Raw genomic sequence first — 23,630 nt, forward strand, 5'->3', positions numbered from 1 at the left:
TGCCGGGGGCACACGACTAAGGGCCAGTTCAGGGGCTTGATCCCCTCGAGCTGGCCCTTTGCTGTGATCACGGCCGTGCCACGCGCGTGCCACAAATGCCACTACGATGCCACGTCGTCATCACCCCGAGCCTGGCGGATCATCGAGCCGAGGCGACCGGCGATCTCACGGTCCCGTCCGCTGACCACGTGTTGATAGATCAGGGCCGCGCGGGGCGTGCTGTGCCCCATCCTGGTCATCAGCTCCCGCAGGCTCGCGCCGGAGGCAGCGAGGGTGTTGCCCGTGTGCCGAGATCGTGGAAGTGCAGCGCGAGGCACGGCGGTTGCCGCAGGCGACCCGGGGCATGCCGTCCGGCTCGGTGTCCGTCGTGTACGCGTGCAGGACGGTCTTGGTGGCGGGGCCGATGGTTTTGGTGCCGCCGGTGAGGCGGATCTGGTCCTGCCAGCGGTCGAAGTCGGCGAAGTCGGCCGCGGTTACGCCTCTCCGGAGCCCAGGGCGGTTTCCGCGTCGTGGCCGCCCCAACTGTCGGGGGTGCGCCACAGGACCTGAACCCCGAAGACACCCAACACGGTGTCGGCCGACCAGTCCTCGGCGGGCGGTTCGGAGAGCACCAGGTAGAGGCGGTCGGCAGGAGCAGGCAGGGTGTGGTTGATCTCCAGGAGGCGGGTGGCTCCCGAGCGGAGGTCGGCGTAGGTGGAGCGACCGGCACCGAGGACCTCGTAGAGGAAGTGGCCGTCTTCCGCGGTGCGGCTGACATCGATGACCGGGGAGTCGGTCGGCTCCAGGTCCGCCCAGAGCAGAGCCGCCTTGAGAGCATGGCGCACCGCCTCGTGCTTCTTGCACGTGCGGTCGGCGGCCGCCGTGGTCTCCAGCGAGTGCAGCAGTCCCTTGGCGGGCGTGGCGGGCGCTGGCGTGGCGAGCATGCCTTCGGAGGTCACGGGCTCTGCTTCCTTCTGCTCGGACGGCTGTTCGACGGAGGTGGGCGCACTCTCGGTTTCCGGTTCGCCCGGGGCGGCCCGGCGATGCTGGAGCGCCGCTCGGGCCGCGTTCAGGGCCTGGGCCCAGTCGGCGCGTGCCAGGTCCGCCTGGAGTCGGTTCAGGTCCAGGTTGTTGTCCTTGAGCATGCGATTGGTGTGCGCCGCCAGGTCGCGCAGGATGCTGAGGCGGTGCTTGTCCGGGGATCCGAGCACACGACGCACGTCAACCCAGTCCGCCTGGTCACGGCGGAGGACGCGGTTGGCCATGCCCTTGAGCTCGGACAGACGATCACGGGCGTTCTCCGGAATGGTTCCGTCACCGTTGGTCAGGTCGTCGAAGACGCCGAGCGCCGCCACATAGCGATCCGCCATGGTGGGGGAGATGGGCTGGCGGCCACGCTGGTCCGCGGTGAGCAGGCAGTGGTTCGTCTCGTGAGCGAACACCCAGCAGTCCAGTACCGCGCCGGGAAGCGGGGGCACCGAGCCGTGGCGGACGGTCAGGACGAGAGGGACGTCGATCGCGGGAGACAGGGCCTTGACCCTGTACCGGCCACCCGGTGCCCGGCCGGTCACGCGGACTCGGACGTCCGTACCGATGTCGGGGACCTCAGCGTCTGCCATGCCTGGTTCGCCTTCGGCAGGTGTTGGTTCGGTACTGCTGCCGTCGGTGTTCGTGAGGGCCTCCGGGAGCAAGGACGAATGCAGGACGGTCAAGCTCTGGGTGCTGCGGGTGAGCGCGACGTACAGCTGGCGCAGGCCGGCCGGGCCCCGGTCGGCGATGGTGGCGGGTTCGACGACGAGGACGTGGTCGTACTCCATGCCCTTGGCCTGGGCGGCGGCCAGCACGGACACCGCCTCGCGTTCCTGCTCGGTGATGCCGTCGGCCAGGTCCAGGTGGTGACTGATCTCATCGATCCAGCCGGAGTCGTCGGGGACGATGACCGCCACGGAGCGCAGGGTCTGTCCGTCGCTGGTGCCGATGAGGCGGGTGGCTTCCGCCACGGTGTCGTCGAGGAGCTTCCACGGCTCCGTCGTGACCGTCCGTACGGCGTCCTCGCCCGCCGCGCGCACGGCCTGCGGGTAGGGCAGCGTGGGGGCGACGGTACGGGCCAAGGGGGCGACGAACTCCATGATTTCGGCGGGCACGCGGTAGCTGGTGTTCAGCTCGGCCACGCGCCAGTCGCCGTGGTCGGACAGGAGGGTGCCGAGGCGGTCCCAGTCGGTGGGGGTGTGGGGACCGGTGGCCTGGGCGAGATCGCCGAGGATGGTCATGGAGCCCTGCGCCGCAGAGCGCCTGCGCAGGGAGCGGGCCTGCATGGGTGTCAGGTCCTGTGCCTCGTCGACCACGATGTGCCCGTACCGCTGCGGGGTCTCCCCGGTGATGAGATAGCGCAGTTCTTCGAGGCAGACCCGGTCGTCGAGCGTCCAGGGATCGGCGTCCGCCGTGTCCGCCCGAGGACGGCGCACAGCGGCCTGCTCTGAGGCGTCGAGAATGCCCTCGGCGCAGGTGAGCAGGAGGTCTTCGGAGTCGTAGAGGGTGCGGAGGGCTTCCCTGGCGCCGGGCGAAGGCCAGACACGTTCGATGAGGCGCTCGACCTGACGGTTGCGTTCCAGGTCGCGGCGGATCGTGTCGTCGCGGCTGCGGCGAGGGGCGACGGCGACGAGTTCCCGCAGCAGACGGTCGACGAGCAGCCCGCGGAAGCGGTCGCGGCGCTCACGGTAGGAGCCATCGCCTTGGCGCACGTCTTCGAGGAGCGAAAGCATTTCGGAGCGCGGGACACGCAGGGTCGTGCTGCCGACGGTGACGGTGAGCTCAGGCTTGGCCCCCTCGTAAGAGGCAGTGGTGGTGAACTCGTCGACGGCCTCGGGACGGCACTCGAGCTCGACGCGCCGCCGCAGGACGGCCGCCATGCGTTCATCGGACTTCACCATCCGCGCCGCGGGGCTGTCGGTGCCGAGGATCTCGCCGTCCCACAGTCGCGTCACCTGCACGGCGTTGACGTTCCGGGTGCCAAGCGTGGGCAGCACCTGGCTCACGTACTCCAGGAACCGCTGATGGGGGCCGACGACGAGGACGTCCTGGGCCTTGAAGTGCCCGTTGTTGACGAGCCAGGTAACCCGGTGCAAGCCGACCGCCGACTTGCCGGTACCCGGGCCGCCCTGGATTACGAGGATGTCGGAGGGCGAGCCGGTGACCAGGGCCATCTGGTCGCGGCGGATGGTCTCGACGATGTCCCGCATGCTGCCGCTGCGCGAGCGCTGAAGCTCGCGCAGGAGGAAGTCGTCGGGCTGCTGGGGCCTTTGATGATGGAGGCGGGCGACGTCGGCGGGGGTGAGCACGCGCGGCCGTGCCGCCACCTGCCGCTGTGCGTCGGTGGCCGGGTCTGCCGCCGATGAAGCCGGATCGGCGTCGTCCACGGCCGGCCGCGGGGCGGGGACGGCGACGGAGATGTCATCGGCATAGCCCTCGACGACGCGCTGCGTGCAGTGCAGCCGCCGCCGCAGCAGCACCTCTCCCGGAGCGTCCGGCAGCGCGTCGAGCCACTTCTTCGCCAGCACGTTGGTCCACTCCACGACGACGGTGTCGCGGGTGGTGACGTCGGACACGGCACGCCGGCCGATGTAGAAGGTTTCAGGCTCCCCACCGGGGCCGTCCTGCACGTCCACGCGGCTGATGACCAGCGAAGCGTTGCCGAGACCTCCGTACGCCGCGGCTTGCTCCTCGGCCGCGAGACGGTTGGCGACGCTGTCCTTGCCGCTGGCGGAGGCCATGGCAACCGAGCCCCCGGTCATTTCGGCCAGCCGCGCGGCGTAGCAGTCGTAGGCGCGGTTCACCGCCTTCTGCTCGACGGCGATGATCTCGTCGCGCGTGGTGGTGCCCATGTACATGTCCCCTCCCCCTTGCAGCACCCCGGAGGACGCTGCGACGGGCATACGCCCGGCCCCGTCGAAATAACTATCAGAGACCTGCTGGTAACAAACAGTCAGATGGTCAAGGTCCCGACCAGCTCGCCGACCTCCGTCCGCCAGGCGCGAACCTGGTCGTGCGTGGGGCCGATCTCGTACTGGTGGTAGTGGCATCCCAGGCAGAGGTGCGACCAGACGGCGTTGGCGCGGCGAGCGGTCTCGACCGCGGTGTAGCAGTGGAGGCACAGCAGCTTGGCCCGCATCGTGGTGTCGGCGAGCCCTGGCACCGCGGCGTCGAGCACGCGGTCGACGGAGAGCTGCAGGGCGGTCCGCAGAGCGAGGGAGGCTCCACGGTGCCGGCCGGCGGCTGTGGCGGCCGTACGGGCGCCAAGCAGCTGATCCGCCGTCAGCAGGAGCTCCTCGGCCGAGGTGGTCGGAGTGCTCATCATGTAGTCACCCCCGGCTTGCGCACCTTCTGCGCCATGATCTCGATGTCGTCCACGAAGCGGTGGGGGTCGATGATCTGCGCTCCCGTGGCGTGGGCGCCGTTCTGGCACTCCTTGAGGAGGTCCACCGCACGCGGTCCGCACCGGGTGCGCAGTTCGCGGTAGACGTCGCCGGTCCGGCCGGCGTCGCCGAACAGGGCCAGTGCCGCGACCTTCATGAGCTTGTCGGCGCTGCCGACGGCGGCTTGCAGCTCGTCCTCGGGCGCGCCGGAGCGGTGATGCCGGATCCAGGCGGCTTCGAGGAAGGCGTTCTCCAGGGCGATACGGCACAGGCTGGGCAGCACGTGGGTCCGTGCCGCCGACGGCAGGTCACTGGTACTGGCGAGGGCCCGCGCGTCGTCGAGTGCCTGCCGTACCGGGTCTGTCACCGGCTTGACCTTCACCTTGGACGACGTGGCCCGCTCGACCTCGAACACCGTCACGGGCAGACCCTGGCTGGTGAACGCCCGCTGGAGCCGGGTGTCGTGGGTGAACACGACGACCTGCCGGTGCTCGCCGAGCTCGTGCAGGACCTGGGCGAGTCCGTTGACCTTGGCGGGGTCCATGGACTGCACAGGGTCGTCGATGACGATGAAGCCGAACGGGCTGTCGGCGGTGGCGGCCCGGGGCAGGAACAGGGACAACGCGAGGGAGTGCTGCTCACCCTGGCTCATGACGCCGAGAGCCGATGCCTCCCGGCCGTCGACGGTGACGTCCATGACGAGCTTGCGGACGGTGGCCTTCTCGCTGCCCTTCAGGCTCACGGCCTTGAGATCGATGTTGCTCTCCTGGCGGAGCCGCTCCCAGATGCGCTGCGACTGGTCGGCGAAGCCTTCCATCCGCTGTTCCCGCAACTCGGCGGCCAGCGCCTTGATCCAGCCGCTCGCCTTCCTGATGTCCCGCAGCCGGGGCTTGTTCGCCTCCACGGCACGGGCCCTCTCCGCCCAGCCCGCCAGGCGCGCGACCAGCCCGCGCCAGCGTTCGTCCCGCTTCTCCAGTTCCCTGACGGCGTTCTCCTTGACCGCGGCGCAGGCATCGGCCAGGGTCGCGGCGGCCTCGTGGGCTCGCTGGGCGAGCTCGCCGGGATCACTGATCGTCCGGCAGGCGGTCCAGGCGCGCCACGGGTCGGCCAGGGCGGCGGGGATCTGTCGGGGCGTGTGGACGAGGTCCTGCACGGCCCGCGCGGCCGACCGGAGTTCGCTGCGCGCGCCCGCTGCCGCCTCCGCCTCCTGCCGCAATGCGGCGATCTGGGCGAGGGCGTCCGCGGCCCATGCCATGTCCAGCATCCCGTCGGTCCCGCACACGGGGCAGGCGGCCGTGTCGGGGTGACGGTCGTGGTGCGCCACAGCCCGTTCGAGGAGTTCCGCACGGCGCAGGGCGTCCTCGGTGCCGGTGCCGCGCAGGTCCTCGACATCGACGAGAGCATTGCGCAGGCGGTCCAGGGCCACGTGGACCTGCGCCAGCTCGGGGCCGTGCACCTCTGCCTCGGCGCGCAGCCGGGCAAGCAGGCCGTCGTCCCCGTCAGCGGGCAGACCGGCGACGAGGGCTTCAACCGTCTCGAAGTCGGGCGTTCCCGCCGTGTCGACGGCGACGAGTGCCTGCACCGCGCGCTCGTCGTCCTCCAGCTCGTACAGCGCCTCCTTGAGGCCCGGCAGCTCCGCCTTCGCCGCCTTGTCCGCGTCTTCGAGCGCCTTGGCCTCCTGGCGGAGCCGGCTGTCGGCGGCGCTGAGCTGCCCCAGGCCGAGGATGGTGGCGATGGCGTCGTACATCTCGGAGGGCTTGCCACTGATCATGCGGTCGAGATCGACGTACGACAGGAAGGGCCGGAAGTCTCGCAGGGCCTGCTTCCAGTCCGCCTGGTCGAGGGGGGCGCGGCCGTGCCCGGGTCGCCTGAGCTCGGCCCGGGAGGCGTCGAAGTCGTCACCCTCCCAGGTGCGGGTGAGGGTGCTGCGGCCGGTGTCGCCCTCGACGGCGAGCTTGACCTCGATCTCCGTCCTGCCGTCGGTGTCGTGGAGGTTGCGCCAGTTGCTGCTGCGCATCGCGTGCTGCCCCTGCCAGCGCATGTTCACGCCGGTGAAGGCCGTCTCGATGCCCTCGGCGATGCTGGACTTGCCGGAGCCGTTGCGACCCACGACCAGGTTCACACCGGGTCTGGGGCTGAGCTTGAGCCAGGCGCGCGGTCCGATGCCGCGGAACCGGGCGACGGCGACGGACTCGAGGTAGATCCGGCCGGCAGGGGAGGTTCCCCGGTGCTCGCCGTCGCCCATGGCCTCCTTCAGGAGCACCTTCACGGGCTCGCTGAGCGACTCCTCCGCCAGGCGGGCCTCCACCAGAGCGGCCACGGGCACGGGCTGGTCGGGCGGGGCCGGACGGGCGGGGTCGGTGGGGTGGTGTGCGTTCTGCGGGGGCTGTTCCGTCACGGCCATGCGGGTTCCTCCCGTGTGTGCGGTGGTTGGCGACTGCGGTGCGGAATGGACGCGGAGTGAACGGCCCCGAGGTACGGCGTCGCGACGAGAAGGGACCGGAGAGATGGGATGGGCGGCGCGGTACGGCGCCAGGACGCTTCACGATGCGCTTGCGGACTGAGGACCTAAGCTTCCATCCGGAAGCGTTACTAGATAAGCATGTCAGTGAAAGCACCGTCAAACACATTGACAGACTTGACGGCTGTTGTAGGGTGTTAACGTCCCTATCCGCCAGGCCCGAGAGGTGCGGAAGCCCACGCCATGCCCCAGCAGCCCTCAGCCCAACCGGCGCCCTCCGCGCACGTGACGGCCGCCGAGATCTCCCGCATCGCAGGGGTCACGCGGGCCACGGTCAGCAACTGGCGCCGCCGCCACGACGACTTCCCGGCCCCCAGTGCAGGCACGGAAGCCAGCCCGCTCTACAACCTGTCGGCCGTCCAGGCCTGGCTGCGGGCACGCGGTCACACCTCCGCCGCCTCGCCGACCGAGCAGCTGCGGACGGCACTGCGGCTGCTGGGGCCCGGCTCGGGGGTGGCCGCGCGCCTCTTCCCGCTGGTGGCTGCCGCGTCCCGCCGTACGCCGGAGGAACTGGCCGAACTCGCCGCCCTGCCCGACGACCAGCTGATCGCCCGAGCGGAGAAGGCCGCGGGCGAGCTCCCGGCCACCGTGCCCGAGGCCGAGCCGGTCCACTACGGCCCGGACGACGCGGGCGCGGTCCGCGCCCTGCTGGACTGCGTCCGTGAGGCTGGGGCCCAGGCCGCCCTGGACGTCCTCGCGGAACGCGAACTGGACGAGGGCGCCGCCTCCGGCGTCTACCAGACCCCGGAGGGTCTGGCCCGGCTCATGGCACGGCTTCTGCCCGCGGGCGCGTCCCGTGTCCTCGACCCCGCCTGCGGCAGCGGAACGCTCCTCGCCGCCGCCGCACGGCAGGGCGCGCGGGAGCTGTTCGGCCAGGACTCGCTCCCCGTCCAGGGCCAACGCACCGCGGTCCGGCTACTTATCGCCGCACCCGAGACCGAGACGGCCATCCGCGTCGGCGACAGCCTGCGCGCCGACGCCTTCCCCGACCTCACCGTGGACGCCGTTCTGTGCAACCCGCCGTTCGCCGACCGCGACTGGGGCCACGACGAACTGGCCTACGACCCGAGGTGGGCCTACGGGCTCCCGCCCCGCTTCGAGTCCGAACTGGCCTGGGTGCAGCACGCTCTCGCGCACCTGGAGCCGGGCGGCCACGCGGTCATGCTGCTACCGCCCGCGCTCGCCTTCCGCTCCTCCGGCCGTCGCGTCCGCGCGGAACTCATCCGCGGCGGGGCCCTGCGCGCCGTCGTCTCCCTCCCGGCGCGTGCCGCGTATCCGCTCCACATCGGCCTGCAGATCTGGGTGTTCCAGCGTCCCGAGCCGGGCGGCACGGACCGTGCGACGGTGCTGTTCGTCGACGGGGAGGGCGAGCAGCGGGACGGCGCCGCGGGCCCGCCGTCCGCCACCGGTACGGCGACGTCGGGTGCCGGCACCCGCAGCGGCTCGCGCTCCCGCCGGTCCGGCCCTTCTGCTTCCGCCCCTGCCTCTTCTGCCTCCGCCTCCTTTGACTGGGCGGGGCTGACCGAGCGGGTCCTCGGCCAGTGGGCCGCGTTCACCGCCTCCCCCGACACGTACACCGACGAGCCCGGCGTCGCCCGCGCGGTGCCGCTCGTCGACCTCCTCGACGACGTCGTCGACGTCGCCCCGGCCCGCCATGTCCGGGCCACCGCGGCCGACATCGACCCGGCGGCCCTGGTCCGGCGCGTCCACGATCTGCGCGAGCAACTGGCCGAGCAGGTCGCCGCCCTGGCCTCCGCCTCCGCGTCCGGCGGCTGGCAGCCGTCCGGAGCCTCGGCCCGCGAGTGGCGTACGGCGACCGTCTCCGACCTGGCACGCGGCGGCGCCCTGACCGTGCTGCGGGCGGCGCCGCCCGGCACCCGCGGCTCCAAGGGCTCCACCGCCCCCTCCGTCGACCGGCCGGTCCTCACGGCCGAGGACGTCTCCACCGGCCACCCGCCGTCCGGCGGGGCCGTCGACCTCCACGCCGACGCCGCGCAGCCCGTCGCCGCCGGGGACGTCCTCGTCCGCGCCGTCGCGGGCAGCGGCAGCCAGGCCGCGATGACCCGGGTCGCGGACGACCGGGACGCCGGAGCGCTGCTCGGTCAGCACATCCACCTGCTGCGCCCCGACCCGGCCCGCCTCGACCCGTGGTTCCTCGCCGGGTTCCTCGGCGCCGACGACAACATCGCCTCCGCGTCCACCGGCTCCACCCTCGTGCACGTCACACCGGGCCGCCTGCGTGTACCGCTGCTGCCGCTGGAGGAACAGCGGCGCTACGGGGAGGCGTTCCGCCGCGTGTACGAGCTGCGCGCTGCCGTCCGCCGAACCGCCGACCTCGCCGCCGACACCGCGGCCACCCTGACGACCGGCCTCACCGCCGGCGTACTCCTGCCACCGGACACCCCGGATACGTCGGACGGCCCGGACAGCCGTTCTGTCTGAAACGCCCCACCGTCCCACCGCGTACGACCACACTGGATCCCTGCCGTCCCCCGCCCGGACGGCGCTCTTCGGAAGGAAGCCGGGACCTCTTGAACAGCAGCAAGCACACGGAGTTGGCGAACCACGCATGGTCAGTCGCCGATCTCCTGCGCGGCGACTACAGGCAGTCCGACTACGGCAAGGTGATCCTGCCGTTCACCGTGCTGCGCCGGCTGGAGTGCGTCCTGGAACCAACGCGCGAGAAGGTCGTCGAGACCGTCGCAAGGTTCGCGGGCCAGGAGATCGACACCGACCACTTCCTGCGCAAGGCCTCAGGTAACTCCTTCTACAACAAGAGCGACCTCACGCTGCGGAAGATCGCGGCCGACCCGCAGAACGCCGCGAAGAACCTGCAGATCTACGTCGGCGCCTTCTCCGACAACGCCCGCGAGGTCCTGGACAAGTACGAGTTCAACCAGCAGGTCAGGAAGCTCGACGGTGCGAACCTGCTCTACCAGGTCATCGGCAGGTTCACCGACCTCGACCTGCACCCCGACGTCGTGCCCAACCACAACATGGGTTACATCTTCGAGGAGTTGATCCGTCGCTTCGCCGAGCAGTCGAACGAGACCGCGGGTGAGCACTTCACCCCGCGCGAGGTCATCAAGCTGATGGTCAACCTGCTGGTCGCACCAGACGCGGACGCCCTCAGCCTGCCCGGTGTCGTCCGCACGGTCATGGACCCGGCCTGTGGCACGGGTGGCATGCTCAGCGCCGCAGATGACCACGTCAAGGCCCTCAACCCGGGCGCGACGGTCGAGGTGTACGGGCAGGAGCTCAACCCCGAGTCCTGGGCGATCTGCCGGTCCGACCTCATGATCAAGGGCCAGGACCCCGAGAACATCCGCTTCGGCAACTCCTTCTCCGACGACGGCCACGCCCGCCGGAAATTCGACTACATCCTCGCCAACCCGCCGTTCGGCGTGGAGTGGAAGAAGGTCAAGGAGGAGGTCGAGTACGAGCACAAGTCGCTCGGCGACGCCGGCCGCTTCGGGGCGGGCCTGCCGCGCATCAATGACGGCTCGCTGCTCTTCCTCCAGCACATGATCTCGAAGATGAAGCCGGTGGACGTGGACGGCGGAGGAGGCTCCCGCATCGCCATCGTCTTCAACGGCTCCCCGCTGTTCACGGGCGCGGCCGAGTCGGGCGAGTCCAACATCCGCCGCTGGATCCTGGAGAACGACTGGCTGGAGGCGATCGTCGCCCTCCCGGACCAGCTCTTCTACAACACGGGCATCTCCACGTACTTCTGGATCCTGACGAACCGTAAGGACAAGGACCACAAGGGCAAGGTCGTCCTGCTGGACGCGCGCGACCAGTGGGTGAAGATGCGCAAGTCCCTCGGCGACAAGCGCAAGGAACTCGGCGACGGGACGAACGGCCGCCCCGACCACATCGGCGACATCACGCGGCTGTACGCGGAGGCGTTGCAGGTCGCGGGTGATGCGGAGCACCCGCTGCTCGGCAAGGTCAAGGTCTTCGCCAACGAGGACTTCGGCTACCAGCGCATCACCGTGGAACGGCCGTTGAAGCTCCGCTTCGAGGTGGCGGAGGAGACGCTGGCGGCACTGGCGGAGGCCAAGCCGGTGGCGAGGCTGGAGCGGAGCGAGGAGTTCGTCGCGGCGGTGCGTACGCTGCTCGGCTCGTCCTGGACGACGAAGTCCGAGGCATTCATCGCGCTCAAGGACGCGGTGGTCGCGGCGGGCCTGACGTGGCCGTCGGGAGCGCCGTTCGCGAAGGCGGTACGGGAGGCGATCGGCGTCCGTGACCCGGAGGGCGAGGTCCAGAAGGTCAAGGGCGCCCCGGAACCGGATACGGACCTGCGGGACTACGAGAACGTCCCCCTCGGCGAGGACGTCGAGGACTACCTCAAGCGCGAGGTGCTGCCGCACGTGCCGGACGCGTGGATCGACCACACGAAGACGAAGATCGGCTATGAGATCCCGTTCACGCGGCACTTCTACGTGTACAAGCCGCCGAGGCCACTGGCGGAGATCGACGCGGAGCTGAAGTCGCTGGAGGCGGAGATTCAGGCGCTGCTCGTGGAAGTGGCCCCGTGAACACCTCAGCCGTCACACCACGTTCCCTCAACCCCTCTGGCACCTACGAACTTGTACGCCTCGGATATGTCGCACGCTTGCAGAACGGGCTGACTGTCGATGCCAAACGGGACGTAACAGGTGACGTCGTCACCAGTCCGTACTTGCGTGTCGCCAATGTCCAAGCAGGGAGCCTCGACCTCGAATCGGTCACCGAGATCACCGTGCCTCGAAGTGTGGCCCGACGCAGCACACTTCGCCCAGGTGACGTTCTGATGACCGAAGGAGGGGACTTGGACAAACTGGGCCGTGGGACGGTCTGGCAGGGCGAACTTGACCAGTGCCTGCACCAGAACCACATCTTCGCTGTCCGCCCCGATCCACAGCGACTCAGCGGCCGCTTCCTCGCCTACGTGACCCAGTCTCTTTACGCCCGCCACTATTTCGAGAGCACCGGCACGAAAACCACAAACCTGGCCTCCACCAATAGCAGCAAGATCCAGAGTTTCCCTCTGCTGCTTCCGTCTCTGGAGGAGCAGCGCCGCATCGCCGACTTCCTCGACTCCGAGACCGCCCGGGTAGACCGCATGGCTACCATCAGGAGGCAGCAGATCGACTTGTTGGGGTCGTCAGAGGCCAGCGTCATCAGCGAATACTTGGAATCTACCGCTGGAACCCCAACGCGAGTGAAGCACCTTGCGACGAGGATCACGAGTGGACCCCGGGGTTGGGGCGACTTGGTAACGGATCAAGGATCCCTGTTCCTTCGGATCACCAATGTCCCGAGGCGTGGAATCACGCTTGATCTCGATGACTCTCTGTATGTAACCGCACCATCAGGGCCAGAACGAGAACGGTCGCGAACCCGGCCCGGGGATGTCCTCGTCAGCATTACCGCAGATATCGGATCAGTGGCCATCGTCGATGACCGCGCCACAGACGCAAATATCAGTCAGCATGTTGCAATGGTCCGCCCAGACCAGAGTTCTTGTAACCCCACATGGCTGGCCTACGCCATCAAGTCCGCCCGGTCAAATCAGTTTCTGCGCATGAACAGTTACGGCGGAACCAAGGTGGGACTTGGGCTTGGCGATGTCGCAAATTTGGCGATTGAGGTTCCGGATGTGAGGACGCAGGAGCAGTCCGCATCACGAATCACCCGGACCCTCGTACAGCGCGAAAACCTACGCCGCCGGATGATCGTCCAACGGGCTCTGCTCGCTGAACGCCGCCAAGCCCTCATCACCGCCGCCGTGACCGGCCAGTTCGACGTCTGCACCGCCAGCGGACGCAACGTCACGGACGGAGTGAGCGCGTAGCCATGAGCCCCATCCACACGGAGTCTGCCTTCGGGGACGCCATCGTCGCCGCCATGGTCGAGCGCGGCTGGCTCGAGGCGCTCCCCCAGGACTACCGGGCCGATCTCGGCCTGGACACCAACGAGTTGTTCACCTTCATCGGGGCGACCCAGCCCGACGAGTGGACCGAGCTGCTCACCGTCTACGGTGGCGACCCGAACGAGGCACAGCGCGGGTTCGCCAGTCGGCTCGACCAGGCCATCGCCACCAACGGGCTCCTTGATGTCCTCCGCAACGGCGTCAAGGACCAGGGTGTCCTTCTCCGCGTCGCGTATTTCAAGCCCAACCTCGTGGCCCACGACTCCGTGCTGGACGGCTACCGGGCCAACCGACTCACCGTCGTCCGCGAACTCGAATACGCGACGAAGCAGGCCGACTGGGGCAATCGGCTCGACCTCGCCCTCTTCCTCAACGGCATCCCCGTCGCCACAGCCGAGTTGAAGAACCCGCTCACCAAGCAGGGGGTTGAGCAGGCCAAGGAGCAGTACCGCACCGACCGGGACCCCACCGAGCTGATCTTCACGCGTCGGGTCGTCGCGAACTTCGCCGTCGACCCGGACCTGGTCTTCGTCGCCACGCAGCTCAAGGGAAAGAACACCCGCTTCCTGCCGTTCAACACCGGCTCCAACGGCCCCGGCCAGCCGGGCGGCGCTGGCAACCCGGCCCCGACCGCCTACGGCACGTACGCGACCTCCTACCTCTGGGAGCAGGTCTGGCAGCCGGACAACTGGCTGGACCTGCTTCAGCGGTTCGTGCACCTGCACAAGAGCAAGACGCCCGGCGGCGGCACGACGAAGACGGTGATCTTCCCCAGGTTCCACCAGTGGGACGTGGTCAAGAAGCTCACCGCGCACGCCTCCACCCACGGCGCAGGCCACGACTACCTCGTCATGGCCTCGGCCGGCTCAGGCAAGTCGAACACCATCGGCTGGCTCGCGCACCGCCTCAGCGACCTGCACACCCCCACCGACCCCGGAGAACTCGACGCCGAGGCCGCCAAGGGTCTCAAGCCGGGCGTGCCGGTCTTCGACAAGGTCATCGTCATCACCGACCGCCGCAACCTGGACGCCCAACTCCGGGAAACGGTCGGCAGTTTTGAGCAGACCGCGGGCCTCGTCGTGAAGATCGACGAGAAGCACGGGGCGAAGGGCGAGCAACTCGCCAAGGCCCTCTCCCGCGACACCGGGAAGATCGTCACGGTCACCCTGCACTCGTTCCCGGCGCTGCTCGACTACCTCCAGCGCAACCCCACCGAGATTCAGGGCAGCCGCTTCGCGATCATCGTGGACGAGGCGCACTCCTCACAGTCTGGCGACGCCGCCACCGCCGTACGGTCCGCCCTGCGAGACCTCGGTCTGGACTCCGACTCGGAGGACGCGGGCGCGACCACGGTCAAGGCCGAGGGCGACACTCTGGACGAGCAGCTCAAGAAGAGGGCCGAGCAGCGCTCCCGCGCCGCGAACCTCTCCTACTTCGCGTTCACCGCCACGCCGAAGGCCAAGACCCTCGAACTCTTCGGCACGCTCCAGGACATCGACGGCAAGGCGACCTACCGGCCCTTCCACACGTACTCCATGCGGCAGGCGACCGAGGAGGGCTTCATCCTCGACCCGCTGCGCAACTACGTCACGTACAACACGTACTGGAAGCTGGTGAACCAGAACCCCGACGAGCGGGAGGTCGACCCGTCGAAGGCGAACTCCCTGCTCGCCCGGTACGCGCTCACCCATGACTCGACGGTCGCCCAGCACGCCCAGGTGATCGTGGAGCACTTCGTGGCGCACAGCCGGGGCCGTCTCGGCGGGCGGGCCAAGTCGATGGTGGTGACGGCCTCGCGGCAGTCCGCCGTACAGATGGCGCGCGCGATCAAGAGCTACATCAAGGACCGGGACTACGACACCAAGTACCCCGACCTGGGTGTTCTGGTCGCCTTCTCCGGATCGCTCACGATCGACGGCGAGGAGACCACCGAGCCGAAGGAGAACGGCGGGCTGTCGGAGAGCGTCCTGCCGAAGGCGTTCGCGTACACGCGGGCCGACGACAAGGCCGCCCGAGCCGGGGGTCCGGGCCAGCGCGAGTACAAGATCCTGGTCGTGGCGGAGAAGTACCAGACCGGCTTCGACCAGCCACTCCTCACGACGATGTACGTCAACAAGACGCTGACCGGCATCTCCGCCGTCCAGACGCTGTCCCGGCTGAACCGCACCGCCGAGCGCAAGACCCAGGCCGACCTGGCGGTCCTGGACTTCGTCAACGACGCCGAGGACATACAGGAGTCCTTCCGCCCGTACTTCGAGGAGGCGAACACCCTCCCCTCCGACCCCAACCTGCTCTACACCGCGCAGAGCCGGGTCATGCAGGCGGCGATCCTGTCCGGGCAGGAGATGGACGAGTTCGCCGCCGCGTACTTCGCCGCCAAGGAGAAGGCGGCGGGTTCGCAGTCCAAGTGGGAGAAGCTGCACGCCGAGTTGTACCGGCTGCTCTCCCCCGCCGTCGCCCGCTTCACGGCTCTGCAGGACAGCGACGACGAGGACGACCAGGAGACGGCAGAGGGCTTCCGCGCCGACCTCAACGACTACGTCAGGAAGTACGGCTTCCTCGCGCAGATCGTCCCCTACCGGGACGCCGAGCTGGAACGGCTGCACCTCTACGGCCGCTACCTCCTCAACCGGCTGCCGCGCCGCGCGGACGGCGGCGTGGACATAGGCGAGGTCGACCTCAGCCACCTGCGGGTGGAGAAGACCGGCGAGTACGACGTCTCCCTCACCCCCGAGGGGCCGGCGACGATGCCGGGCTTCGGCGACGGCTCGGGCGGCGCGAAGGAGGCGGAGAAGTCACTGCTCTCCGAGTTGATCGAGAAGTTCAACGAACGGTTCGGCACCGAGTTCACCGAGCAGGACGTCATCCGCCCGTTCGAGGAGGCCAAGGCCGACCCGAAGGTGCGGGCGGCGGCCGTCGTCAACGACGAGGAGAACTTCGGCCTCGTCTTCGACAACGTCTTCGCGGACAAGATGGCCGACCACATCGACACCATCGCGGGCATGGGCCGCCAGTACTTCGGCCCGGACAAGGGCTTCAAGTCCAGCCTGGACCGCAGCGCCCGCAAGGCGGCCTGGCGGATGATCCGCCGCGAGGAGGGGCTGGACGACGACATCTGACGTGTACGCCCCGGCTTGGTCGCCGGCCGGGGCGTCCATCGAGAACGTCACCAGCACGGCCGGAAGTACAGGTTGCCCTCGGCATGAGGTGCAGCACATGGGGAGGGGTAAATGAACAACGCGGTGGACGAGCCCGCAGACTCTCGGCTCCAGAAGGCCGTCGAGACGATCGTCATGACACCGGCGGCAGCCGAAAAAGTCGTGGACGGATACCGCGGGGCCTTCGAGGACAAGAACGAGCGAAAGCCCGAGAGCCTGGAGGACAAGCGCCGGATCGCGGCCAAGATCATAGGCCGGTATTCCAAGATGTCGGCAGCCGCTGGGGCCGCCACCGCCGCCCCAAGCGTGATTCCGGGAGTCGGGACCGCAGTAGCGATCCTGGGCGGTGGTGCCGCCGATGTCGCCGTGGCCCTCAAGCTCCAGGTCGACATGTGCATGTGCCTGGTCGAGGTGTTCGAGACCGAGCTGAGCACCGAGGACAAGAAGCACCTCGCCTTCACCATCGCCCTGGCGGGCTCGGTGGAACAGATGGCGTCGAAGGGCGGCAAGGCGGCGGTGCAGAAGATCGCCCAGAAGCTGGTCTACCAGTACCTCACAGGGCCCGCCCTGGTCACGATCAAGCAGTTGTTCAAGCGGGTGTCCATCACCTTCACCCAGAAGGCGATGGCCAAGGCGATTCCGGCCGGCGTGGGTGTCGCTTTCAGCAGCTCGACCAACTACGTGCTGACGAGGGTGGTGGGCAGGGTCGCCGTCGCCGTCCTGGCCAAAGATGTGAAGTAGCAGCGCCGCGTCAGGCCCGTGACCGCCGACTCAGATGGAGAACCTCGCCCACGAGTGGCCGCCGAAAGGCACATCGGGCAACTGAACGCGACCGAGCTTGGCTATGCGGAGGAGGCGGGAGATTCAGGGGAGGGCGGCAGGGGGTCGGCGACGAAAGTACCCAGCCCGACCTCGCCCCGCGTCCACCCCTGCTCCCGGACATGCCGCATCGCCTTCGCCGCTGTCGCGTTCACTACGCCGAACTCCTGGGCGATTTCCAGAGTGGAGGGCACGCGGCTTCCCGGTGGATACGTGCCGTTCTCGATGCGCCGGATGATCTCCGCGGCGATCTGCCGCCACAGGGGGCGTGTGCGGTCAAGCTCCATGACATCAGCGTGGGTGACCACGGCAATCCGCGCATCCGTGGTTATCTGCGGTTATCCACGCTACTGTTGATTCGCGACACAGAGCGGCCCCGACGGGAAGCGGCTACTTCCCAACCGGGGCCTCAGCCGACTGATTGGGAGTCGACCTATGCGCAGCCTACTGGCCGCGATCCTGACCCTCTTCCTGCCCGCCCGCGGTACCCACCGCTCCCCCGCATCCCCACCACCACTGCCCCTCACCCCCTGTCCGCCCGCTCCGGCGCGCCCGCCCGTGATCACGTGTCCGCACCCGGCGGACGTCATCACCGCCGACGGCATGCCCCTGGTCCGGCCGTACGTCGTCGAATGGGAACGCGAGCGGGACGAACATGACCGGCAGCGTCTTCAGCGCGAGCGGCGCAGGGCGGCGGTCCTGGCGTCGCTGGGGCAGGACTACGTTCCGGTTCCATGGGAGGTGCCCGTATGAGCACGAGTACGCCGCGTTTGCGCAGTCTCGGCCTCGACCCGGACACCGGCAAGGAGGCCCTGGCGATCACGCACCCCGGCGGCCGTCTTGAGGAACTGGCCGACGCACACGCCCTGAAGGCCGCCGCCGTCCTGGTGACGGTCGTCGGCGCCGTACTGGAGGTGGGGAAGGCCTCGGACGCCGAACTCGCCGCTTTTATCGCGCCGTTGCACGCCGCGCTCGAAGAATGCGTCGGCATCATGGCGGCGGACAGGGAGTGACGGCGTAGAAGCAATTCGGCCGCAGGGCCGGTGGTGCCGTGGGTGCCCGGGGTTCCTCCTGGGCACCCACGGCCCGCTGCCTCGCCGCCGGGCCCATGTCCATGTCGCATCGCAACCGCTGGACGCCATCCTGACGCACCGGTCACACTTGACCCCTGACCGTGACTGTTCATCACGCACACCGGGGGCAAGGTGCCGCAGGAGGCGATCTCCGACCGTTACGAACTCCTGGAGGAGCTCAGCCACGGCGGCATGGGCGACGTGTGGCGCGGCTACGACGCCGTGCTCGACCGGCCCGTCGCCGTGAAGCTCATCCGGCAGGCGTCGGTCACCTCCCCGCAGCTGGCCGAGGAGTTCGCCAAGCGCTTCCGTCGCGAGGCCCGCATCACGGCGCGTATCCAGCACCCCGGTGTGCCGCAGGTGTACGACGCGGTGCTCGACGCTTCGTACGAGCGGCTGTTCCTGGTGATGGAACTCGTCGACGGCGTACCGCTGTCCGCCTACCTCGACCCCGGCCGGCCGCTGCCGGTCAGCTGGGCGGCCGCCGTCGCCGCGCAGATCGCGACCGTGCTGTCGTACGCGCACGACGTGCCGGTGATCCACCGGGACCTCAAGCCGGGCAACATCCTCGTCGCCCGCGACGGCACCGTGAAGGTCCTCGACTTCGGCATCGCGGCGATGCTGCGGACCGACGTCACCAAGCTGACCGCCACCGGCAGCCCCATCGGCACCCACCAGTACATGTCGCCCGAGCAGGTCCGCGGCGGACGCATCACCCCACAGACCGACCTGTACGCGCTCGGCTGTGTGCTGCACGAACTCCTCAGCGGGCGGCTCGTGTTCGAGGCGGAGAGCGAGTACCTGCTGATGTACCAGCACGTCAACGCCGCCCCCACCCCGCTGCGACAGCTGCGGCCCGACGTCCCCGAGGCGCTGGAGGAGCTGGTCCTGCATTTGCTGCGCAAGGCTCCCGAGGCGCGGCCCGCCGATACGCAGGAGGTGTACGCGCGGCTGCTGCCGTTCCTCCCGCCGCCGGGTCAGGAGCCCGGCACGGCGGACGCCGGGCCGGCCGGTGCGCCCGACCCGACGGGCGTGTTCCGTCGCCCCTTCGCGCCCCGCGCTCGCGCCCAGGCCCCGGCACACGGGGGTCCGGAGCCGACGGCCGTCCTCCCGGGGGCCCCGCCGGTGCCCGTCCCCGCCCAGCTACGCGAGGACATCAAGGAGGCGTACGCCCACTCCGACGCCCTGCTGGAGGAGGAGCGGTTCGCGCAGGCCGCCGAGGTGCTCGGCGAGGTCATCGAACCCGCCGCCCTCGCCCTCGGCTCCGAGAGCAAGCAGGTCCTGGCGCTGCGCCGCCAGCGGGCGGCGATCCGCCTCCTCGGCGGCGACTACCGGGCCGCGCTGCCCGAGTTCGACGCCCTCGCCGACGCCTACGCCCGTATCGCCGGGCCCACCGGCGAGCAGGCCCGCGCCTGCCGCGCCCAGGCGGCCCGCTGCCGCGCCGAGCTCGGCCAGGTCACCGACGCGCTGGCCGCGCTCCAGGGTGTGCTGAACGTCGTGCGGGCCGTCGACAGCGACGTGAGCGAGGAAGCCGTGGAGCTGCGGCACAACATCGGGATGCTGCTGCTCGCCCAGGGCCGGACCGCCGAGGCGCGGCAGGTCCTCGAACCGCTCCACCAGGACATGTGCATGGTGTTCGGCCCGGAGGACGAGATGACCGTCGAGATCGCCGAGGCGCTCGCCGTGATCCGCCTAGACCTCGACGGTTCGGCTTCCTGACCCGCTTCCTTCAGAAGCAGCATCGCCACAACCATGCTGCTCTGCGGCCGAGGGGTTCGCGACGGTCACGTCGCCGGATGGTTCAGCGCTCACTGATGTGGCCGTCAGACCAGTGGTGCCGCCGGCCGTGTTCCGATCCTCTGGCGACGAGTCCACCGCGCCGGTCTCCCCCTTGTCGAGGGCTTGCTGGTCGGACGTCGACCGACGGGAGGGAGCGTGAGCGAGATCAGCGTGCCGGAAGGACGGCAGACAGTACGTTGAATCCAGCGGCATCGGGCCCGCAGCACAGTGTCGGGGAGGTGCTTCGTGACGGCCGAGATGGTGGTCCCGGCATGGATGCATGAGCAGATCACGGCCGAGGAGTACGAGTCCTGGTCCGAGGAGCAGTGCGCTGGCATCGAGATCGTGGACGGGATGGTCGTCGTGAGTCCCAATGCCTCCAAGCGGCACAACCGGCTGGCCCGGATGGTGGCGAACGCCTTGGACGCCGCCGCGGGCCCGGAGTGGAACGCCGACACGGGCTTCGACGTCCGCCTGCAGGACGTCCCGCTCACCAATCGCCGCCCGGACGTCGTCGTGTACCGCTCGGACACGATCGACATCGCCCCCACCCGCCCTGAGCACGTGCTGATGGTCGCGGAGGTGGTGTCGCCGGGCTCGGAGACCACCGACCGGATCGTGAAGGTCGACCAGTACGCCAAGGTTGGCATCGGCTCCTACTGGCGGATCGAGCAGGCCGCGACAGGCGTTCCTCTCGTGTACACCTACGTTCTCGACCCCGCGACGAAGACCTACCGGGACGGAGACGTCTTCACCGGCGTCCTCAAGGTAGCGGCCCCCTTCCCCGTGGAGATCGACCTCGGAGAGATCTGACCACGCGCTGCTCAGCAGTCGGCAGCGCGTGAGCGATGCGTGAGCGGACTGCCCGATACAGGACGGCATGGACCCGAGGCTCGCTGCGCGCTTCTGACCAAGGGGCACTGACTCGGCATGGTGAATCATGGAGTGCCATAACAAACAGCCATCGCCGCCCTATTCGGGCGTTATAAAGGTCACGGTTACCATGGATCACAGCACAGCACCGAAAGAGAGTCACGGTCGATTCGCTCGCAAAATTCTCAGGCCGAGACGAATCGCGACCGTCCTTGCAGCGGCCGCAATAGTCTCCTCGGGTCTCCTTTTCGTGGATTCTCGCAGAATAGATTCCGGGCCTAATGCGGAGGACCCGAAATGCTCCAAGGTTGTCGATCACTCCCCTGGTGAGGTCGCTTCCGGATCCCGCGACTGGGCGATCGGTCAAGGTGTTGCATCCTGGGGAGACGGTTCGACAATCCTTCGCTGCGGAGTCGACGAGCTGGAGCCCACGGTCAATCTTTGCATCTCGGTCGACGGCGTCGACTGGGTGTTGGACGAAGGAAGACTGAAAGAGACAGGCGTAAGCGTTCTCACTACATACGGGCGCTCCCCTGCTGTTGAAGTCACTTACTCAGGAGGGCGAGAAGAAGTGGGCGGTGTCCTCGTCGAGCTGAAAAAGTCCGTCGACGGGATTCCTCAGAATAGGAAGTGCGTCGGTTATGGCGAAACGCTCTGAGCTTGAACCAGGTCGTTGCGGCTGTTAACGCATCTCCAGGACGCACGCATGAGTGCTGAGGTAGTCCCAGGCGAGATTGCCCAGGGCGGCGCTGAGGCGGCGGCGTGCCGGATGGTCGGCGAGATGCATCATGTGCCCGGCCTTCGATGACTCCGTTTGCTCCGGAGCACCGGACTCTGCTGGGTGCAGGACTGCCGACGGGCGGCCGTGGTGGGCCCGACTGGCGGGACGGCGACGCGGAGGAGTCGGCGGAGCGGCTGGCCTTGCCGATCGACGGTGTGCTTTTCGACGTGGAACACAATGCCTTCTGGCATCCGGAGTGGGATCCGCGGCCGACGGGCGCTCAGGACGCCTTGGAGCTGGCTCGCACCTACTTGTCCAAGGTCCCGGTGATGGTGCCGATCCACTCGCATCGGTGTCTGCTGGCGGATCCGAACCGTACGGGCACGCCCGTACTGTCGATGCACCAGACGGACATCATTTACCACGGCACCGACCTGGTCGACTACTTCCACCACGAGTTCGGCCGCCCAGTGGCCACACCGGAAGACCACCAGTACGCCACGATCCCGTTTTGGTCCTACTTCCTGGACTGAACGGCTCCGGAGCAGGACCGGCCCAGCAGCCGCGGGCATCAGCGGCGCACAGGGTGTCCTGAAGCAGGTGTCGCAGGAACGGGACGGTTTCCCACCTGTGTCGGTGACGGCCTCAGAGCAGAACGGGCCGCCGCTTCGCGGTGGCCCGGGTCGTCCTGGTTCCCGCTCGCCCCACCGCGACCCTGACAACTGTCAGGACCGCGCCGTCCCCGGGCTCCCTACCGTTCTCCTCGTCCGCCAGCCGCAGCGTTCAGGGAGAACTCGCCATGACCACTCACATCTTCGCCAGGGCCGCGCTCGTCGGCGCCGGGGCGCTCGCTCTGCTCGGCCCGCTCACCGCGGGGACGGCCGTCGCGTCCTCCGCCGGCGAGCAGGGCGGCGCCCGCATCATGGCTGCGCCGTATGCGGTCACGCCGTACGAGACCGTCAATGTCCGTACCGGCCCGGCCCGTCCGTTTCCCTCTGTCGGTACCGTGGCGGCCGGTGAGACTCGCGGTGCCTACTGCTGGGAGTTCGGTGAGCCCGTCAGTGACTACGGATTCACCAACAGGGTCTGGGTGAAGCTCGCCGAGGGTTACGTCAGCGCCGTCTACCTCAAGGGTGACGAGTACGGCGGTCTGCCCGCCTCGGCGAGTTGCTGACTCCTGGCGCGAGATCAGCCGGTCACATCACCGTCCTGCGACGGAAGCATGGCGAACACGGAGAGCAGGCGAGTAAGCGCGGCACCATCCGCCCCAACGGGGCCGGCTTCGAGGTCTGGGTCTGCGCCGGGCGGGACCCGCTCACGCACTGATCGGGCATGGCCGAAGTGCCTTAACTCTCCGGTGCTTTCGCCAGTGCGGTGCTCTACTACCTGCCATGACGACACTTTCGGATCTTCGGCCTGCCCCGGTCATCGACGAGACGACCCGGCTGCTGACCGAGCACTACGTCTTCCCCGAGATAGCCGAGCAGGTCGCCGGCCTGCTGCAACGACGCCTCGCCGCGGGCGCCTACGACGTCGACGACGCCGAGGAGTTCGCCCGTGTGGTCACCTCGGATCTGCAGTCCGTCAACGGCGACCGCCATCTGAGGCTGAAGTACCACGGCGACCCGGTGTCTCCGCAGCAGGGGGCGGCCACCCTGGACGCCATGCGCCGGGACTTCGACGGTTCGCTGGGTGGTGCGCCGCGGGTGGAACTGCTCGACGGAGGGGTCGCCGTAGTGGAGTTGGCGCCCATGCTGTTTCCGCTGGAGTGGGCCGCCGAACCGCTGGGCGCCGCGCTCACCCTGGCCTCTCGCGCGCAGGCGCTGATCGTGGACCTTCGCGCCAATCGCGGCGGCGACCCGGACACGGTCGCCTTCGTCTGCAGTTACCTCCTGGACGAGCGCACGCACCTCAACACGATGCACTGGCGCGACGGGGAGCGCCGCGAGCAGTCCTGGAGCCTGCCGCACGTTCCCGGCGCCGGCTTCGGCGGCAGCAAGCCGTTGTACGTGCTGTCCAGCGACAGCACCTTCTCCGCCGCCGAGGAGCTGGCGTACGACCTCCAGCAGCTCGGCCGCGCCGTGGTCGTCGGCGAGCGCACCCGCGGCGGCGCACATCCGTGCAGGGGCTGGACGGTGCACCCGCACCTGGAGGCCACCATCCCTACGGGCCGTGCCATCAACCCCGTCTCCGGCACGAACTGGGAGGGCACCGGTGTCCAGCCGGACGTCCCTTGCGCCGCTGCTGACTCCCTCGACCACGCACACACGCTGGCCCTCGCGCAGCTGGCAGGCTGACGCAGCCCGGTCGGCCCACCGCCGACACCGCGTGCAGCGCCTCCTCTTGCCCGCTCTCCCCCCCCTCCTGCCGTGCGCCTT

Annotated in this window: 17 protein-coding genes; 13 read left to right on the plus strand and 4 right to left on the minus strand. The window is 69.0% G+C overall.

Features of this window, described 5'->3' with window-relative positions; all coding sequences use genetic code 11:
- Nucleotides 1–473: 473 nt before the first annotated feature.
- From ACGFW6_RS25910 to ACGFW6_RS25920, 3 genes are all read right to left on the minus strand, one after another.
- Complete coding sequence (locus ACGFW6_RS25910; protein ID WP_393514364.1) at nucleotides 474–3,860, minus strand: AAA family ATPase; 3,387 nt, start codon at nucleotides 3,858–3,860, stop codon at nucleotides 474–476.
- A 101-nt stretch (nucleotides 3,861–3,961) separates the two neighbouring features.
- The gene (locus ACGFW6_RS25915) at nucleotides 3,962–4,330 is read right to left on the minus strand and encodes a hypothetical protein (protein WP_393514367.1); all 369 of its coding nucleotides are present in this window, start codon (nucleotides 4,328–4,330) and stop codon (nucleotides 3,962–3,964) included.
- Complete coding sequence (locus ACGFW6_RS25920) at nucleotides 4,330–6,795, minus strand: AAA family ATPase (RefSeq protein WP_393514370.1); 2,466 nt, start codon at nucleotides 6,793–6,795, stop codon at nucleotides 4,330–4,332. The genes ACGFW6_RS25915 and ACGFW6_RS25920 overlap by 1 nt, the downstream gene beginning before the upstream one ends.
- A 342-nt stretch (nucleotides 6,796–7,137) precedes the next feature.
- On the opposite strand from ACGFW6_RS25920, the gene ACGFW6_RS25925 reads away from it, so the two are divergent.
- The 5 genes from ACGFW6_RS25925 (at nucleotide 7,138) to ACGFW6_RS25945 (ending at nucleotide 16,728) form a co-directional block, all read left to right on the plus strand.
- A complete protein-coding gene (locus ACGFW6_RS25925) occupies nucleotides 7,138–9,354 on the plus strand; it encodes an N-6 DNA methylase (protein ID WP_393514741.1) in 2,217 nt (738 codons plus the stop codon).
- 89 nt (nucleotides 9,355–9,443) lie between these two features.
- Nucleotides 9,444–11,453 carry an N-6 DNA methylase gene (locus ACGFW6_RS25930; RefSeq protein ID WP_393514373.1) on the plus strand — a complete coding sequence of 670 codons (2,010 nt, stop codon included), beginning with the start codon at nucleotides 9,444–9,446 and terminating at the stop codon, nucleotides 11,451–11,453.
- Nucleotides 11,450–12,751: a restriction endonuclease subunit S gene (locus tag ACGFW6_RS25935; protein WP_393514376.1), complete on the plus strand. Its 1,302-nt coding sequence runs from the start codon at nucleotides 11,450–11,452 to the stop codon at nucleotides 12,749–12,751. The genes ACGFW6_RS25930 and ACGFW6_RS25935 overlap by 4 nt, the downstream gene beginning before the upstream one ends.
- A gap of 2 nt (nucleotides 12,752–12,753) precedes the next feature.
- A complete protein-coding gene (locus ACGFW6_RS25940) occupies nucleotides 12,754–15,948 on the plus strand; it encodes a type I restriction endonuclease subunit R (RefSeq protein ID WP_393514379.1) in 3,195 nt (1,064 codons plus the stop codon).
- A 111-nt stretch (nucleotides 15,949–16,059) separates the two neighbouring features.
- Nucleotides 16,060–16,728 (plus strand): hypothetical protein, encoded by a 669-nt coding sequence (locus ACGFW6_RS25945; protein WP_393514382.1) that lies wholly within the window; start codon nucleotides 16,060–16,062, stop codon nucleotides 16,726–16,728.
- A 101-nt stretch (nucleotides 16,729–16,829) separates the two neighbouring features.
- Here ACGFW6_RS25945 and ACGFW6_RS25950 read toward each other — a convergent pair whose 3' ends face one another.
- A complete protein-coding gene (locus ACGFW6_RS25950; protein WP_393514385.1) occupies nucleotides 16,830–17,093 on the minus strand; it encodes a GntR family transcriptional regulator in 264 nt (87 codons plus the stop codon).
- A gap of 148 nt (nucleotides 17,094–17,241) precedes the next feature.
- Here ACGFW6_RS25950 and ACGFW6_RS25955 point away from each other — a divergent pair, with 148 nt between their 5' ends.
- The 8 genes from ACGFW6_RS25955 (at nucleotide 17,242) to ACGFW6_RS25990 (ending at nucleotide 23,549) form a co-directional block, all read left to right on the plus strand.
- On the plus strand, nucleotides 17,242–17,559 hold the full coding sequence (locus tag ACGFW6_RS25955; RefSeq protein ID WP_393514388.1) for a hypothetical protein: 318 nt from the start codon (nucleotides 17,242–17,244) through the stop codon (nucleotides 17,557–17,559).
- Entirely contained in the window at nucleotides 17,556–17,819 is a 264-nt protein-coding gene (locus ACGFW6_RS25960) for a hypothetical protein (RefSeq protein WP_393514391.1), read from the plus strand. Before ACGFW6_RS25955 ends, ACGFW6_RS25960 begins: the two co-directional genes overlap by 4 nt.
- A gap of 192 nt (nucleotides 17,820–18,011) precedes the next feature.
- Nucleotides 18,012–19,598, plus strand: coding sequence for a serine/threonine-protein kinase (locus ACGFW6_RS25965; protein ID WP_393514394.1), 1,587 nt, complete (start codon nucleotides 18,012–18,014; stop codon nucleotides 19,596–19,598).
- A gap of 306 nt (nucleotides 19,599–19,904) precedes the next feature.
- Entirely contained in the window at nucleotides 19,905–20,471 is a 567-nt protein-coding gene (locus tag ACGFW6_RS25970) for a Uma2 family endonuclease (RefSeq protein ID WP_393514397.1), read from the plus strand.
- Nucleotides 20,472–20,661: 190 nt separating this feature from the next.
- Nucleotides 20,662–21,189, plus strand: coding sequence for a DUF3515 family protein (locus tag ACGFW6_RS25975; RefSeq protein ID WP_393514400.1), 528 nt, complete (start codon nucleotides 20,662–20,664; stop codon nucleotides 21,187–21,189).
- A 146-nt stretch (nucleotides 21,190–21,335) separates the two neighbouring features.
- Nucleotides 21,336–21,785, plus strand: coding sequence for a hypothetical protein (locus ACGFW6_RS25980; RefSeq protein ID WP_393514402.1), 450 nt, complete (start codon nucleotides 21,336–21,338; stop codon nucleotides 21,783–21,785).
- Between the two features lie 266 nt (nucleotides 21,786–22,051).
- A complete protein-coding gene (locus tag ACGFW6_RS25985; RefSeq protein WP_393514405.1) occupies nucleotides 22,052–22,426 on the plus strand; it encodes an SH3 domain-containing protein in 375 nt (124 codons plus the stop codon).
- Between the two features lie 217 nt (nucleotides 22,427–22,643).
- Nucleotides 22,644–23,549 (plus strand): S41 family peptidase, encoded by a 906-nt coding sequence (locus tag ACGFW6_RS25990; RefSeq protein ID WP_393514408.1) that lies wholly within the window; start codon nucleotides 22,644–22,646, stop codon nucleotides 23,547–23,549.
- Nucleotides 23,550–23,630: the final 81 nt, after the last annotated feature.

The organism is Streptomyces sp. Y7 (assembly GCF_043195415.1).
In the GTDB taxonomy this organism is placed as follows: Bacteria; Actinomycetota; Actinomycetes; order Streptomycetales; family Streptomycetaceae; genus Streptomyces.

What these genes read in the sequence shown, in the direction of transcription:
- ACGFW6_RS25975 (WP_393514400.1), top strand. Translation starts at nt 20,662, where the DNA reads ATGGATCACAGCACAGCACCGAAAGAGAGTCACGGTCGATTCGCTCGC.
- ACGFW6_RS25980 (WP_393514402.1), top strand. Translation starts at nt 21,336, where the DNA reads ATGACTCCGTTTGCTCCGGAGCACCGGACTCTGCTGGGTGCAGGACTG.
- ACGFW6_RS25915 (WP_393514367.1), bottom strand. Translation starts at nt 4,330, where the DNA reads ATGAGCACTCCGACCACCTCGGCCGAGGAGCTCCTGCTGACGGCGGAT.
- ACGFW6_RS25940 (WP_393514379.1), top strand. Translation starts at nt 12,754, where the DNA reads ATGAGCCCCATCCACACGGAGTCTGCCTTCGGGGACGCCATCGTCGCC.
- ACGFW6_RS25990 (WP_393514408.1), top strand. Translation starts at nt 22,644, where the DNA reads ATGACGACACTTTCGGATCTTCGGCCTGCCCCGGTCATCGACGAGACG.
- ACGFW6_RS25960 (WP_393514391.1), top strand. Translation starts at nt 17,556, where the DNA reads ATGAGCACGAGTACGCCGCGTTTGCGCAGTCTCGGCCTCGACCCGGAC.
- ACGFW6_RS25910 (WP_393514364.1), bottom strand. Translation starts at nt 3,860, where the DNA reads ATGGGCACCACCACGCGCGACGAGATCATCGCCGTCGAGCAGAAGGCG.
- ACGFW6_RS25920 (WP_393514370.1), bottom strand. Translation starts at nt 6,795, where the DNA reads ATGGCCGTGACGGAACAGCCCCCGCAGAACGCACACCACCCCACCGAC.
- ACGFW6_RS25945 (WP_393514382.1), top strand. Translation starts at nt 16,060, where the DNA reads ATGAACAACGCGGTGGACGAGCCCGCAGACTCTCGGCTCCAGAAGGCC.
- ACGFW6_RS25985 (WP_393514405.1), top strand. Translation starts at nt 22,052, where the DNA reads ATGACCACTCACATCTTCGCCAGGGCCGCGCTCGTCGGCGCCGGGGCG.
- ACGFW6_RS25950 (WP_393514385.1), bottom strand. Translation starts at nt 17,093, where the DNA reads ATGGAGCTTGACCGCACACGCCCCCTGTGGCGGCAGATCGCCGCGGAG.
- ACGFW6_RS25955 (WP_393514388.1), top strand. Translation starts at nt 17,242, where the DNA reads ATGCGCAGCCTACTGGCCGCGATCCTGACCCTCTTCCTGCCCGCCCGC.